The 13,415-nt window shown below is 68.9% G+C and carries 13 protein-coding genes; 6 read left to right on the forward strand and 7 right to left on the reverse strand.

Annotated features, from left to right (window positions below):
* Nucleotides 1-238 precede the first annotated feature (238 nt).
* From B0F77_RS48100 to B0F77_RS28515, 3 genes are all read right to left on the reverse strand, one after another.
* The gene (locus B0F77_RS48100; protein WP_281252554.1) at nt 239-445 is read right to left on the reverse strand and encodes a DUF5988 family protein; all 207 of its coding nucleotides are present in this window, start codon (nt 443-445) and stop codon (nt 239-241) included.
* Nucleotides 446-580: 135 nt separating this feature from the next.
* The gene (locus B0F77_RS28510) at nt 581-2,470 is read right to left on the reverse strand and encodes an ABC transporter ATP-binding protein (RefSeq protein ID WP_086666088.1); all 1,890 of its coding nucleotides are present in this window, start codon (nt 2,468-2,470) and stop codon (nt 581-583) included.
* On the reverse strand, nt 2,467-4,194 hold the full coding sequence (locus tag B0F77_RS28515; protein WP_086666089.1) for an ABC transporter ATP-binding protein: 1,728 nt from the start codon (nt 4,192-4,194) through the stop codon (nt 2,467-2,469). Before B0F77_RS28515 ends, B0F77_RS28510 begins: the two co-directional genes overlap by 4 nt.
* Before the next feature lie 240 nt (nt 4,195-4,434).
* Between B0F77_RS28515 and B0F77_RS28520 the strand changes: the two genes are divergently transcribed.
* On the forward strand, nt 4,435-4,917 hold the full coding sequence (locus tag B0F77_RS28520) for a glycosyltransferase (RefSeq protein WP_086666090.1): 483 nt from the start codon (nt 4,435-4,437) through the stop codon (nt 4,915-4,917).
* A gap of 68 nt (nt 4,918-4,985) precedes the next feature.
* On the opposite strand, the gene B0F77_RS28525 is transcribed toward B0F77_RS28520, so the two are convergent.
* The gene (locus B0F77_RS28525; RefSeq protein WP_143466943.1) at nt 4,986-5,438 is read right to left on the reverse strand and encodes a hypothetical protein; all 453 of its coding nucleotides are present in this window, start codon (nt 5,436-5,438) and stop codon (nt 4,986-4,988) included.
* 414 nt (nt 5,439-5,852) lie between these two features.
* Here B0F77_RS28525 and B0F77_RS28530 point away from each other — a divergent pair, with 414 nt between their 5' ends.
* From B0F77_RS28530 to B0F77_RS28545, 4 genes are read left to right on the forward strand one after another with little or no spacing between them, the layout of a single operon-like run.
* Nucleotides 5,853-8,132 carry a sensor histidine kinase gene (locus tag B0F77_RS28530; RefSeq protein ID WP_245848758.1) on the forward strand — a complete coding sequence of 760 codons (2,280 nt, stop codon included), beginning with the start codon at nt 5,853-5,855 and terminating at the stop codon, nt 8,130-8,132.
* Nucleotides 8,129-8,557, forward strand: a complete 429-nt coding sequence (locus B0F77_RS28535; protein WP_169730994.1) for a roadblock/LC7 domain-containing protein — start codon at nt 8,129-8,131, stop codon at nt 8,555-8,557. Before B0F77_RS28530 ends, B0F77_RS28535 begins: the two co-directional genes overlap by 4 nt.
* Complete coding sequence (locus B0F77_RS28540; protein ID WP_086666092.1) at nt 8,554-8,970, forward strand: DUF742 domain-containing protein; 417 nt, start codon at nt 8,554-8,556, stop codon at nt 8,968-8,970. The genes B0F77_RS28535 and B0F77_RS28540 overlap by 4 nt, the downstream gene beginning before the upstream one ends.
* The gene (locus tag B0F77_RS28545; protein WP_086666093.1) at nt 8,954-9,538 is read left to right on the forward strand and encodes a GTP-binding protein; all 585 of its coding nucleotides are present in this window, start codon (nt 8,954-8,956) and stop codon (nt 9,536-9,538) included. Before B0F77_RS28540 ends, B0F77_RS28545 begins: the two co-directional genes overlap by 17 nt.
* Nucleotides 9,539-9,601: 63 nt before the next feature.
* Here the strand turns inward: B0F77_RS28545 and B0F77_RS28550 are convergent, their stop codons facing one another.
* The 3 genes from B0F77_RS28550 to B0F77_RS48105 are packed head-to-tail and all read right to left on the reverse strand — an operon-like array spanning nt 9,602 to nt 12,090.
* Nucleotides 9,602-11,089: a SulP family inorganic anion transporter gene (locus tag B0F77_RS28550; RefSeq protein WP_086666167.1), complete on the reverse strand. Its 1,488-nt coding sequence runs from the start codon at nt 11,087-11,089 to the stop codon at nt 9,602-9,604.
* An 8-nt stretch (nt 11,090-11,097) separates the two neighbouring features.
* A complete protein-coding gene (locus tag B0F77_RS28555; RefSeq protein ID WP_086666094.1) occupies nt 11,098-11,676 on the reverse strand; it encodes a carbonic anhydrase in 579 nt (192 codons plus the stop codon).
* A gap of 54 nt (nt 11,677-11,730) precedes the next feature.
* Complete coding sequence (locus B0F77_RS48105) at nt 11,731-12,090, reverse strand: hypothetical protein (RefSeq protein WP_245848760.1); 360 nt, start codon at nt 12,088-12,090, stop codon at nt 11,731-11,733.
* Nucleotides 12,091-12,241: 151 nt separating this feature from the next.
* Between B0F77_RS48105 and B0F77_RS28560 the strand changes: the two genes are divergently transcribed.
* The gene (locus tag B0F77_RS28560) at nt 12,242-13,375 is read left to right on the forward strand and encodes a class I SAM-dependent methyltransferase (RefSeq protein WP_158102848.1); all 1,134 of its coding nucleotides are present in this window, start codon (nt 12,242-12,244) and stop codon (nt 13,373-13,375) included.
* Nucleotides 13,376-13,415 lie beyond the last annotated feature (40 nt).

Below are 13,415 nucleotides of genomic sequence, written 5' to 3' on the forward strand. Positions count from 1 at the left end.
GCCAGGCACAGCATCGCCCGGATGGCGCCGATCAGTCGGCGTCCTCCGGGCGATGAGTGTTTCTTCTGGAAATACCTGCCCCCCATTGGCGAGACAGCAAGAAGGGGCCTCTGGTCCGTGTGAACAACGAACTGGTTCACGCGGCAGAGGCCCCTTCTCGGGGCAAGTCGGTGTCGCCGTGGGTCAGAGCAGCGGAGGTGGAAGGGGCAACGGGCGAGTTCCGGCCCTGGTCGGGGGGCTACTCGGCGATCTTGGTGCGGCCGATCCAGTCGAACCTGTGCACCTGCTCGCCGTCCAGCTCCATGGTCGCGCCCGAATAGGCGAAATGCTCGCGGCCGTTGCCGTGCACCATCTTGACGTTGGCGGACAGGTCATCGACCTCGCACACTCGCACATTCGCCGAGAGCTGAGGGCCACCGTGAAGGACAACGCGATGCTGCGTCATGGCTGCACTTCCTTCCGAGCTATGTCCTGTATCACTTTTACGATGCAGGTCAGCCCGGTTGAGCGTCAATGGAACTCCGCCGCAATTGGGAAGTTGCCTAGAAATGGGGCGGAAGAGTGCCTTCCTGAAGATTGTTCAGATTGAGGAGTACAGCCGGGCGTAGAAGCCGTTGGCCGCCATCAGTTCGTCGTGCGTCCCGCGTTCCACGACGGCTCCCTGATCCATCACCACGATGAGGTCGGCGCCCCGGATCGTGGACAGCCGGTGCGCGATGACGAAGCTCGTCCGGCCCGCCCGCAGCGACGTCATGGCTTGCTGGATCAGGACTTCCGTGCGGGTGTCGACCGACGACGTGGCCTCGTCCAGCAGCAGGATCGCCGGCTGGGCGAGGAACGCGCGGGCCAGCGTGATCAGCTGCCGTTCGCCCGCGGACAGGCCGCCGTGCTCCTCGTCGAGCACGGTGTCGTAGCCGTCGGGCAGCGAGCGCACGAACCGGTCGACGCACATCGCCTGCGCCGCCTCGACGATCTCCTCGCGGGTCGCGCCGGGCCGTCCGTAGGCGATGTTGTCGGCGATCGTGCCCTCGAACAGCCAGGTGTCCTGCGAAACCAGCCCGATGGCGGATCTGAGGTCCTCGCGGGTCATCGACGTGATGTCCGTGCCGTCCAACAGGATCCGGCCGCCGTCGAGCTCGTGGAACCGCAGCAGCAGGTTGCCCAGCGTCGTCTTGCCGGCACCGGTCGGTCCGACGATCGCGACGAGCTGACCGGGTTTCGCGGTGAGCGACAGGTCGTCGATCAACGGCTTCTCCGGCAGGTACCGGAAGGAGACGCGCGAGAACTCGACGTGGCCGCGCACCGGGGAGACCTTCGCCGGTGTAGCGGGCGGGGCCGACTGCTCCGGCTCGTCCAGCAGCTCGAACACCCGCTCGGCGGACGCGATGCCGGACTGCAGCTGGCCGGAGAAGTTCGCGACGTCGATGATCGGCTGGGAGAACATGTCCGAGTACTGGATGAAGGCCTGCACGTCACCGATCGACACCGAACCGGAAGCCACGCGCAGCGCACCGACGACGGCGACGAGCACGTAGTTGAGGTCGGTGACGAACCGGATGGCGGGCCCGATCAGGCCGGAGATCGCCTGCGCGGCCGACGACGACCGGTACATGGCCTCGTTGCGCTCGGCGAACTCCCGCGCGGCCTCCTCCTGGCGGCCGAACGCGGTGATCAGCGCGTGCCCGCTGTACATCTCCTCGACGTGCGCGTTCAACGCGCCGGTCGACTGCCATTGCCGCGCGAACTTCGGCGCGGCCCGTTTGGCGATCCATGCGGCGAGCACCAGCGCGGCGGGCACGCAGATCAGCACCAGCAGGGCGAGTTCGACCGAGATCACCAGCATGATCACCAGCACCCCGAACACGCTGACGACTGCGGTGGACATCTGGCCGATCGAGAGCTGCAGGGTTCGTTGCAGGTTGTCGACGTCGTTGGTGACACGGGACAACACCTCGCCGCGCGGGTTGCGGTCGAAGTAGGACAACGGAATCCGGGTCAGCTTCGCGTCGATCTCCTCGCGCAGCTTGTACATCGCGTGCTGCACCACGCTCGTGACGATCCGCCCCTGCACGAGCAGGCTGAGTGAGCCGAGGAGGTAGAGACCGAGGACGAGCACCAGCAACTGGCCCAGCGCGGGGAAGTCGACGCCTTGGCCGGGGACGATGTGGACGGTGCTGACAACGTTGGCGAGGGTGTCCTTGCCCTGTTCGCGCAGCTGGGCCAGGACCTCCTCCTGGCTCGCTCCCGCGGGCAGGCCGCGGCTGACCAGACCGGCGACGATGAGATCGGTGGCGCGGCCGAGGAGAATCGGGCCCAGCACGTTGAGCCCGATCGTCGCGACCGCGAGCGATCCGATGACGACGAGCTTCCTCCGGTAGGGCAACAACAACCCGAACAGTCGTTTGGTGGCACCGGGCTTTCCGGGCTCTTCGACGGCCACGGTGACTTCGGGATCGGCGTGCAGCGTCATCGGGCGGTCCCTTGCACAGGTTGGGAGAGAGCGATTCCGCGGTAGGTCTCGTTGGTGGCGATCAGCTCGGCATGCGTGCCGGAGCCGGTGACCCGGCCGCCCTCCAGCACCACGACCCGCGACGCGGCCTCCGCGGTGCTGATCCGCTGGGTCGCCACCAGGACTGTGGCGTTGTGCAGTTCGCGGGCCAGCGCGCCGCGCAGGCGTGCCTCGGTGGCCGCGTCGAGCGCGGAGAAGCAGTCGTCGAGCAGGTAGATCTCGGGTCCGCGCACCAGCGTCCGCGCGATCGCGAGTCGTTGCCGCTGCCCTCCCGAGACGTTCGAGCCGCCCTGCGTGATCGGCCCGTCGAGCCCGAGCGGCCGTACGAACTCGGCGGCCTGCGCGATCTCCAGCGCGTGCCACAGCTCGTCGTCGGTCGCGTCCGCCTTGCCGTACCGGAGGTTCGACGCGATCGTGCCGCTGAACAGGTGTGCCTTCTGCGGCACGTACCCGACGACCTCGTGCAGCACCACCGGGTCCAGCTCGCGGATGTCGACCCCGTTGATCCTCACCTGGCCTCCGGTCACGTCGTGGAGCCGTGCGGCCAGGGACAGCAGCGTCGACTTGCCGCTGCCGGTGCTGCCGAGAATCGCGACGACATCGCCCGGCCGGGCCAGCACGGAGACGTCGCGCAGCACCGGGTTCTCGGCTCCGGGATAGCCGAACGTGGCGTCGCGCAGCTCCAGGTGGCCTCGCTCGGGCATCCGCGTGACGGGGTTCTTCGGTGTGGTGATGCTGGATTCCGTCCGCAGCACCTCGTCCACGCGTGCCGCCGAGACCGTGGCGCGCGGGGCGTCGGTGAACACGAGCATCGCCATGATCACCGCGAAGATGATCAGCATCACGTACGACAGCAGCGCCAGGAGCGAGCCGAGTTGCATGGAGCCCGCGTCGATGCGCCGGCCGGAGAACCAGACGATCGCCACGACCAGCACGTTCATCACGGCCATGAGCACCACGGGGATCGTCGCCATGATCCGCCCGACCCGCAGACTGGTGCCGAGGAGGTCGCGGTTGGTCGCGTCGAACCGGCCGCGCTCGTGCGGGTCGCGGACGAACGCCCGGATCACCCGGACCCCGGTGATCCGCTCGCGCAGCAGATGGTTGACGCGGTCCAGTTGGCTCTGCATGGCAGCGTAGAACGGGGAAAGGCGGTGCAGCATCAGGATCAGGCCGATGATCACCACGATGACGAGCGCGACGACGATCGTGGACACCGGCACGTCCTGGACGAGCGCCAGCGCGATACCGCCGGCGCACATGATGATCGCGGACACGGCCACGTCGGCGGTGGTCAGGACGACGTTCTGGACCTGCTGGACGTCGTTGACGGTTCTGGTGATCAGCGACGGCGCGCCGAGCCGGTCGACCTCACGCGCCGAGAGGCTCATGACCCTTCCGAACACCTTGGCCCGCAGATCCCGGCCGAGGCCAGCCGACATCCGCGCGCTCAACAGCATCGCGCCGCTCACCGTCAGCAGCTGCACCGCCGCGACGCCGAGCATGATGAACCCGGTGCGCCAGATGTAACCCGCGTCGCCGCGCAGGACCCCGTTGTCGATGATCTGCGCGTTGAGCGTGGGCAGCAGCAGGGTCGCGGTCGTCTGGACCAGCTGCAGCACCACCAGGAGCAGCGCCGTCCCCCGGTACGGCCGGAGGTGGTGGTTCAGAAATCCAATGAGCACGCCGGCCAGCAGAGCACAGCGGAAGTTCGGGTTTTTACTAGACTTGTGTGCCTCTTCTCGCGGAGTTTTCCTAACGGTGGCCGTCCTATCATGTGTCTCATGGATGACAGCTACCGCGCCGTGCTGGTCGAGGTTCGCAAGGCCAGGTGATCTGCGAGCTGCCCGGCACAGTGCTTTCACCGTGCTGGGACTCGATCATTCGTAGTGTGTTTTCGGGTGGAGGGCGAAAGAGGAAGCCGGATGGTCGAACAGCTGTCTCCCGGCAAGCACATCGCGATCCTGGACCACCCGGCGAACGGGAGACCACTTCCCACCCTGGCGGTCGTCGAGGAGTTCGCCCGGCTCGGCTTCCGCGTCACTTACGTCACCACTGCCGAGATCGCGTCGAGGTTCGTTCTGCTCGGGACGACCGCGGATGCCTGGACCGTCGTCGGCATTCTGGACGAGGGTGCGGAGCCGGTCGCGACCATGCGCGGCTACTTCTCCGAGGATCGGCCGGATCTGGTCGTCTATCGGACCAACGCCCAGAAGACCGCGGCCGGAGTGCTGGAGACCTGGCGGGTTCCGGCAGTGCGGATGATCGCCGGACCGGGCGGGACGGAGGCCGCGGCCTTCAGCGGCCTGTTCGACGTCCGCGTCCGCGACTTCCTGGCTCGGCACGGTCTTTCGCTGGTGCCGCACGACAGCAGCCTGGACTCGTACGTTCAGGAATCCGGCAGGTAGGGACCTCCGGGGTCAGGCCGGTCGGCAGATCGTCGCCGCCGGCCAGAGCCCGGCCGAACCAGCGCCGATCAGACACCCTGCTGGGTGGCGAGCACCCGCCGGGCGGTCGCCACCACCGCGTGGACCGAGGGGAGCACGAGCTTCGGTCCTGGTTCGCGGATCCATCGCGAGTTCGTGCCGGGGGCCGGAACCGCGGTGTGGGTACCGGTGTGCCGGACGCCGGGCAGGTCGGCCACCAGGCCGGTGATCACGCCTGGTGGCGCCGTCGGGATGAGGAAGGTCCAGTCGGTGTCGTCGGGATTCGCGATGACGGGGCCGGCGAGCATGGCGATGCCCAGCTGGGCCTGGACCCTGGTGGCCAGGGGAGCGGGCATGGTGATCGCGTCGAGGGTTCCGCCCAGCGCGATGGTGACCTGCCGCTCGGTGATCGAGATGTTCACCGGCCAGCCGAACCGTTCCTCGTAGTACGTGCGGGCGGCCGTGAGGTCCACAAGCCATTGGGCTAATTCGGATGTCGTCATTTTTCACACCTGCCGGGTCGCAGCGATGTCACCTGTAGGTATAAGCGACGGCGCCCGGTGATGGCGAAACTGGCCGGTAAAGAATTTCGCACCGGTCCGGCCGTGCTTCGGTGAAGAGTCGCGGAGGGCGGGAAACGCGGGCGATCGGGCCGTCGTGACCTGCGTTTTACATCCTTCACATGCTGTTAACTCCCGCTGTTGTCACCGACAGTGGTGGCGCGATCGCCGTCACCTGCGACTACGTCAGCCAGGCGGCTTCCGCGATCGCGCGGGGTGACAGAAGGCGCTGTTGCTCGCCCGTTCGTCGTATTGACACTGTTTTGGGCCTCCTGCGACGTTATCGGCTGCCTGGGCGGGATCAATGGTCGGGGATCTTTTGTGAGGCGACTGTCGATTCCACAATCGGAGGACGCTGTGAGCAGACGTCGTGAGTCAGCGTCCGAGATCGGCGCACGCGTCGAATCGACTCGGCTCATCGAACGGTTGATCGCGCCGCGCACCATCCGCCATCGGCTCACCCAGATCCTTCTGGTGTCGTTGGCGCTCGTGCTGGCCCTGCTCGGCGTGACCATCGCCGGGCAGTTCGCCGACCACTCCGCCGCCAACGGCACGCAGAAGGCGGTGTCACTCGCGCTGACCGTGCAGGACGCGGCACATGAACTGCAACGCGAGCGCGGGCTCACCAACGGCATGCTCGGCGGCGAGAACCGCTACGCCGCGACGATGGGCCCGCAGCGGCTGGCCACGGACAAAGCGTTGGAAACGTTGACCAATGCCGTCGCGGACGACAGCACGCCCGGCGCGCCGACGGTGCGCGCCGCGCTCGACCGGCTCGGCGCGTTGATCACGACCAGGCAGAACGTGGACGCGAGCCGTGCCGACCGAGCCGCCACGTTCCAGTGGTACACCAGCGGAATCGCCGCGCTGAACGAAGCCGAACCAGGTCTGGACCAGGCGTACGACCCGGACCTCCGGCGCGGTCTGCGGGCGCTCGGCGCACTCGGAGCTGCCAAGGAAGCCACCGCGCAGGAACGCGGATTCCTCAACGGTGTCTTCGCCGCGGGCCGGTTCGGCGCGGGCGAGTACGTCCGCTTCACCGAGATCCGCGCGGCCAGGCAGGTCGGGCTAGCGGCGTTCCGGCACGACGCCACCGCGACCAGACGGGCCCAGCTGGACGACGGCCTGAAGACCGAGGCCGCGACGAGGGCCGCCGACTCCGAAACGCTGGCGGTCGCCTCCGCGCAGGGCCCGATCGCCGAGCGCGTCGACCCGGTCGAGTGGTGGGAGCAGATGACGTCGGTCGTCGACCAGATGAGGGACGTCCAACGCGCTGCGGGCGAGGATCTCCGGCAGCGGGCGGTGGAACTGCGCGACGACGCGACCGTCGCGTTGATCGTGTCCCTGGTCCTGGCCGTTCTCGCGGTCGGTCTCGAGGTGGCGTTGGTGGTCCGCTGTCTGCGGTCGATCGTCCGGCCGCTGGCCACGCTCGCCACGGAAGCGCACGACATCGCCGCCCGGCGCCTGCCGAACTCGGTGGCCGCATGGCAGTCGCCGGATGCGAACGCGCCCGCTCCGCCGGAGCCGGTGCGCACACCGGCTCGCGCGGGCGAGGAGATCGCGTCGGTCGCGCGTGCGTTGGACCGGGTCCAGAGCACGGCGTTCGAGCTGGCCAGCGAGCAGGCTCTGGTGCGCCGCAACACCACCGAGTCGCTGGCCAACCTGGGCAGGCGCAACCAGAACCTGGTGCGCCGCCAGCTCGGCTTCATCAGCGAGTTCGAACGCGACGAGCTCGACCCCGCGGCGCTCGCGAAGCTCTTCGAACTGGACCACCTCGCCACCCGCATGCGCCGCAACGCCGAGAGCCTGCTCGTCCTCGTCGGCGAGCAGAGCCCGCGACGCTGGACCGAACCACTCGCCATCACCGACGTCATCCGCGCCGGTCTGTCCGAAGTGGAGGATTACCGGCGGGTCGCGCTGCGCCGCGTCGAGAACGTGCTCGTGACCGGTGCGGTCGTCAGCGAGCTGGCACACCTGCTGGCCGAGCTGATCGAGAACGCCCTCGCCTTCTCCCCTCCGGACGTCGACGTGGAGATCCACGGCGGGAGCGTCGGCACCAGGTACATGCTCGCCGTGGTCGACCACGGCGTGGGCATGTCGGCGGAGCAACTGGCCAGGGCCAACGCCAGGCTGCGCGGCGAGGAGGACTTCATCGTCGCGCCGACCCGGTTCCTCGGCCACTACGTGGTGGGCAGGCTGGCCGAACGGCTGGGCGTCGAGGTCGAGTTGATCGCGGCACCGGTCAGCGGAATCGTCGCCCGCGTCCTGCTCCCGGCGGAGATCCTCGCGGACGCGGCGGCCGTCGCACCCGCCGTCGCACCGCCGGAGACACCGGCCGCTCGCACCGGGGAGATCAGGTGGCCGGTGGCCGAAGCGGACGTCCCCGTGACGAACGGAACCGCGACCGCGGTGCTGCGCCGGCCACACCGTGTCGAGGCACCCGAACCCAGCCAGACCACCCGCAACGGCCTGGTGAAACGCAATCCCGGGAACCGGACCGGCGTGGTCAGGCCGAGCCCGCCGCGTCCGGCCCCCACCGCGGTGGCCGGCCGGTCGCCGGAAGAGGTCCGCGCGATGCTGACCCGGTTCCGCTCGGCGCATCAGCGTGGCGCCGACGAGAAGGAGGAGTCCCTGTGACGGTCGACGTTCGGCAGAAGGATCCGCAGGCGTTCAACTGGATGATGGCGAACTTCGTGCGGAGCACCGACGGGGTGCGCGACGCCGTCGCGGTGTCCTCCGACGGGCTGCTGATCGCCATGTCCGAGGGGCTGAACCGGGAGGCGGCCGACCGGCTGGCCGCGATCGTCGCCGGGCTGGCCGGCCTGTCACGCAGCGCCGCGCGCAGCTACGACTTCGACGGCCTGAAGCTCATCATGATCGAGATGCGGAAGGGCTTCCTGCTGGTGTCGGCGATCGCGGACGGCAGCTGCGTCGGCGTGATCGCGGACGACTCCTGCGACGTCGGCCTGGTCGGCTACGAGATCGCGGTGCTCGCCGACCGGGCCGGCATGCTGCTCAACCCGGCGCTGATCGCGGAACTGAGAGAAACCCTGCGGCGATGAACATCGAGGACCCGCACCGCCTGCCATCGCCCTGGTTCGAGCCCGCGACCGACTCACCGCCCGACCCGCGCGGGACCGTGGAGTCCGAAGTGGACGAACTGGTCGTGCGGCCGTTCGTCGTCACCGGCGGCCGGACCCGGCCGCTGTGTGCGGACCTGCGGCTCGAGACGCTGGTACAGGCACCACCGGCCGCCTTGTCCGCGCCATTGTGGTTCGAGGAACACGCGATCGTCCGGCTCTGCCAGCGGCCGCGATCGACCGCGGAGATCGCGTCGGCGCTGGGGGTGCCGATCGGGGTCGCCCGAGTGGTCATCGGTGACCTCGCCGCGGCCAGGCACGTGTCGATCACTGAGTCCGGCGAGCTGCCGCTCGCCACCATCGAAAGGATGCGCGACCTTGTCCGGGCGCTCTGACACCTACCGAGGGCCGTCCTCGACGAAGATCGTCATCTCCGGCGGGTTCGGGGTGGGCAAAACCACCTTCATCGGCGCGATCTCCGAGATCGAGCCGCTGGTCACCGAGGCGGCGATGACCGAGGTCTCGGTCGGTGTCGACGACTCCGGCGCGTTGCCGGACAAGCACACCACCACGGTCGCGCTCGACTTCGGCCGGATCACGCTGGACGAGTCGTTGATCCTCTACCTGTTCGGCACACCGGGCCAGGATCGCTTCGTGTTCCTGTGGGACGACCTGGTCGACGGCGCTCTGGGGGCGGTCGTGCTGGTGGACACCAGACGCGTCGAGGACTGCTACCCGGTGCTGGACTACTTCGAGCGGGCCGGCACGCCGTTCATCGTCGCGGTCAACCAGTTCGACGACGCGCAGGTGTTCGACCTCGACGAGGTGCGCGAGGCACTGGGAGTGGAGCAGCGCATTCCACTCGTCGCCTGCGACGCGCGCGACCGCGCGTCGGTCAAGCAAGCCCTCGTCGCCGTGATCGAGCAGGTGCTGCTGCAACGGTTGAGCGGCGTGACGGCCTGAGGCCCACGTCCGGGGGAGCCCTCCCGAGGCCCGGATCGCGGGCCTCGGGAGGGCGGGCGCACGTCAGTCCGCGTTGACGACGTGCACGTCCAGGCCGGCGTCGCGGTGACGAGCGGCCCAGGTCTCGATGGCCTGCCCGCACGCCTGGTCGAGGTGGCGCAGCCCGGTCAGGTCGAGCCGTACGTGCTTGGTGAGCGGCAGCCCTTCCAGCACCGCGAGCAACCGCGGCAACCGCAGGAACGTCGCGTTGCCGCGCAGCACGACGACCTCGTCGTCGTCGCCCAGCGGAGTCACGGTCACCGAGAGGTGCGAGACGTCCCACGCGGTCTTGATCACGGCGGCGGCCAGTCCGGCGAGTGTGCCGGTGAGCAGGTCGGTGCTCACGATGAGACCGGCGGTGAGGACGAGGATCGCGCCCTCGGCACGATCGGTGCGCAGCATGCCGGCCACTCCCTTGAGGCCGAGCAACTTCCACCCCGAGTGGACCAGCAGGGCGGCGAGCACCGCGCTCGGGATGAGCCCGAGCAACCCCGGCAGCGCGACCACGAACAGCAGCAGCCACACGCCGTGCAGCACGCGAGACGCGCGAGTCTGCGCGCCCGCCTGCACGTTGGCCGCGCTGCGGACGATCACGGCGGTCATCGGCAGCGCGCCGAGCAGACCGCACACCGTGTTGCCCGCGCCCTGTGCGATGAGCTCGGTGTTGTACTGGGTGCGCGGACCGTTGTGCATCCGGTCGACGGCCGCGGCGCTGAAGAGGCTTTCCGCCGACGACACCAGGGCGAACACCACGGCCGCGCCGAGCACGCCCGCGTTGACGAGCGAGAAGTCGGGCAGGTGCAGTTCGTCCTGCAGGTTGCCGACCTCGATGCGGTGCAGGTCGAAGCCCGGCAGCGCGGACACCGCGGTGGCCACGACCACGCCGACGAGCACGCCCGGCAGGAGACGCAACTTCGGCGGAGTGCGCTGCCACAGCACCGTGACGACGATGGTGAGCAGGCCGACGCCCAGCGCCGCCAGACCGGCGGACGTGGTGAACGCGCGCAGGACCAGTTCCGGTAAGCCGGAGACCTTGGCCCACGTGCCGCTCGGCTGCGTGCTGCCCAGGAACGGGTAGAGCTGGCCGAGGATCAGCACGAGGCCGATGCCCGCCAGCATGCCCTGCACCACCGCGGGGGAGATGGCGCGGAACCACGTGCCGCAGCGCAGCACGCCGAGCAGGAGCTGCAACAGTCCCGCGCCGAGGACGATGACGCCGAGAGCCCCGATGCCGTGCTGTGCGACGGTGTCCGCCACGAGCACGGTGAGCCCGGCCGCCGGGCCGCTGACCTGCATGGTGCTGCCCGGCAGCAGTCCGACGACGATGCCGCCGACGATGCCGGTCACGATGCCGAGCTCGGCCGGGACACCGGACGCCACCGCGACGCCCACGCACAGCGGCAGCGCCACGAGGAAGACGACGAGCGAGGCGCCGACGTCCTTGCCGAACGTCTGCCGCCAGGCCGGCCGGGAAACGGGTCGGTGGTCAGGGTGTTTGGTCAAGGTGGTCATCTCCGACCTCACAGGGGCTGGAAGGCCGCGGCCACCGACGTCATGACCTCACCGGTCTCGATGTCGTAGAACCAGCCGTGCACGCGGAGATCACCGGACAGCACGCGCTCCTGCACGAACGGGTAGTTCTCCAGCGTCCGCAGCTGTTCCAGCACGTGCTGCTTGCCCTCGTCGCGCAACGCCGGGTCCACCGCGGTCGCACCGCGCTTCGCGTTGCGGGACAGCCAGCTCCGCATCGTGGGCAGGTGCTCGATGTCCGTGCCGTGCAACGCACTCACGGCACCGCAGTGTGAGTGACCGCACACGATCACTTCGGACACACCCAGCTGCACGACGGCGAACTCGATCGTCGCCATCTCGCTGGACGGAGTCTCCAGCCGGTACTCGGGAATGACGTTGCCCGCGGTGCGGAGCTCGAACAGGGTGCCAGGCTCCGCGCCGGTGATGGCCGACGTCACGATGCGGGAGTCCGCGCAGGTGACGAAGAGGGCTGTGGGCTGCTGACCGGTCGCGAGCCGCTGTCCCACCGATTTCGGGCGGACGACGGAGTGTTCGCGGGCGCGCTCGATCAAGCGACGGAAGTCCATGAGTTCCTCACTGTGCGATGTCTTCTGGTGTTCGGTTGTTCGGCGTCGTGCCGATCAGTTCCGAAACACCTGCAGCACAGCGGGTCTTGTCAGTTCGAGGAGGTGCTCGACTCTTCCGGCGTCGTCGGGCGCGGCCGGCCGGCTGGAGCGATCGGGTGCCGGCAGGTGCGTCCACGACCGGGCGGGCCGTTGCTCCGCGGCACGCCGCGCCGGCACGAGCCGCAGCGAATCCTTGTTCTTCTCTCCGGACTTGCGCGGCAGGTCGTCCTTCTTGGGCTCCTGCTTGACCGGTTCCTGGCCGCCGCCCTTGGAAGAGCTCTTGTGCGGCGTGGTCAGGCAGTCGACGACGGAATGGCCGGCCGGAGTGAGCACCCCGACGAGAGCCATCACGACCGCGACGACGACCAGCCTCACCATCTCCCCTTCTACGACTACTGGTGATCGTACCGTCGCTGACTGCTACGGAAAGGATCCAGACGGGTTGTTCCGCGTTTTTCGGAACTGGGGCGTCCGGCCCCGCCCGCTCTCCGCAACGATAATCATTATCGAACTACCATGCCCCTCGATGAGCTCGGGAGGCGTGATGGAAGAACTTGTCCGGCTGGCCGCGGCGGCCGGTGAAGCGGCGGTGTCCGGGGCCGACCTGGCCCCGCTCGGCGACCTGGCCGATCTGCTCGACGAGGCCGCGTTGCTGGCGATCGCCTACACCGTCCGGCGGCACGGCCTCTTCGGGGATCGCCTGGCCGCGCATGATCTCGGCGAGATCGTCGCGGCGATGAAGGTGGCGCCACGGCATGTGCGGATCGTGCGGCGCTGGCTCGCGGCGCTGGAGCGCGAGGGCATGGTGACGCGTCAGGGCGGGGTGTGGCGGGAGCTGCGGCGCGTGGAGGCCGCGGAGGTCGAGGGTGCGCGGTCACGTCTCGACGCCGCCGCTCGCGGGTTCGCGCACGGGCCGGGGCTGACGCGGTTCTTCCAGCAGTCGGTGTCGTACCTGCCGGAACTGCTGCGGGACGAGATCTCGTTGCAGGCGTTGCTGTTCGCCGACGGCGACCTCGACGTGGCCGACGACGTGTACCGCCGCAACCTGGCGAGCAGGTACACGAACAACGCGGCCGCCGCGGTGATGCGGGACTTCGCCGAGGGGCGGTCCACGCGGGTGCTGGAGATCGGCGCCGGCGTGGGTGGCACGACCGCGGAGGTGCTGCCGCGGCTCGACGGGCTGGACGTCGACTACCTGTTCACGGACGTGACGCGGTTCTTCCTGATGACGGCGAAGGAACGGTTCGCGTCCTGGTCGTGGGTGCGGTACGGCCTGTTCGACCTCAACGGCGACGCCGCGGCGGCGGGTTCGGTGGATCTCGTGCTGGCGGCGAACGTGCTGCACAACGCGAAGCACGCGGGACGGGTGTTGCGGGCGATCCACTCGATGCTCGCGCCGGGCGGGCGGCTGGTGTTCATCGAGACCTGTCGTGATCACTACCAGCTCATGACGTCGATGCAGTTCCTGATGTCGCCGCCGGCGAGTGAGCCCGATGCCGACTTCGCGGACTTCCGTGCGGGCACCGACCGGATCTTCCCGACGCGTGAGGAGTGGCTCGGTGAGCTCGCGGCGGCGGGTTTCCGGGACCTGGTGTGCCTGCCGGACGCCGACCATCCGCTGGCCAGGATCGGTCAGCACGTGTTTTCCGCAGAACGCTAATTGACAACGATTGTCGTTTCCGTAACGCTGACGTGGTCGT

This window comes from Lentzea kentuckyensis (genome assembly GCF_002150765.1).
Taxonomy (GTDB): domain Bacteria; phylum Actinomycetota; class Actinomycetes; order Mycobacteriales; family Pseudonocardiaceae; genus Lentzea; species Lentzea kentuckyensis.

Excerpts from the sequence above, each read along its gene's own strand:
- B0F77_RS28520 (WP_086666090.1), top strand. The coding sequence starts at position 4,435 with ATGGTCGAACAGCTGTCTCCCGGCAAGCACATCGCGATCCTGGACCAC.
- B0F77_RS28510 (WP_086666088.1), bottom strand. The coding sequence starts at position 2,470 with ATGACGCTGCACGCCGATCCCGAAGTCACCGTGGCCGTCGAAGAGCCC.
- B0F77_RS28560 (WP_158102848.1), top strand. The coding sequence starts at position 12,242 with ATGAGCTCGGGAGGCGTGATGGAAGAACTTGTCCGGCTGGCCGCGGCG.
- B0F77_RS28525 (WP_143466943.1), bottom strand. The coding sequence starts at position 5,438 with ATGACGACATCCGAATTAGCCCAATGGCTTGTGGACCTCACGGCCGCC.
- B0F77_RS28540 (WP_086666092.1), top strand. The coding sequence starts at position 8,554 with ATGAACATCGAGGACCCGCACCGCCTGCCATCGCCCTGGTTCGAGCCC.
- B0F77_RS28550 (WP_086666167.1), bottom strand. The coding sequence starts at position 11,089 with ATGACCACCTTGACCAAACACCCTGACCACCGACCCGTTTCCCGGCCG.
- B0F77_RS28555 (WP_086666094.1), bottom strand. The coding sequence starts at position 11,676 with ATGGACTTCCGTCGCTTGATCGAGCGCGCCCGCGAACACTCCGTCGTC.
- B0F77_RS48100 (WP_281252554.1), bottom strand. The coding sequence starts at position 445 with ATGACGCAGCATCGCGTTGTCCTTCACGGTGGCCCTCAGCTCTCGGCG.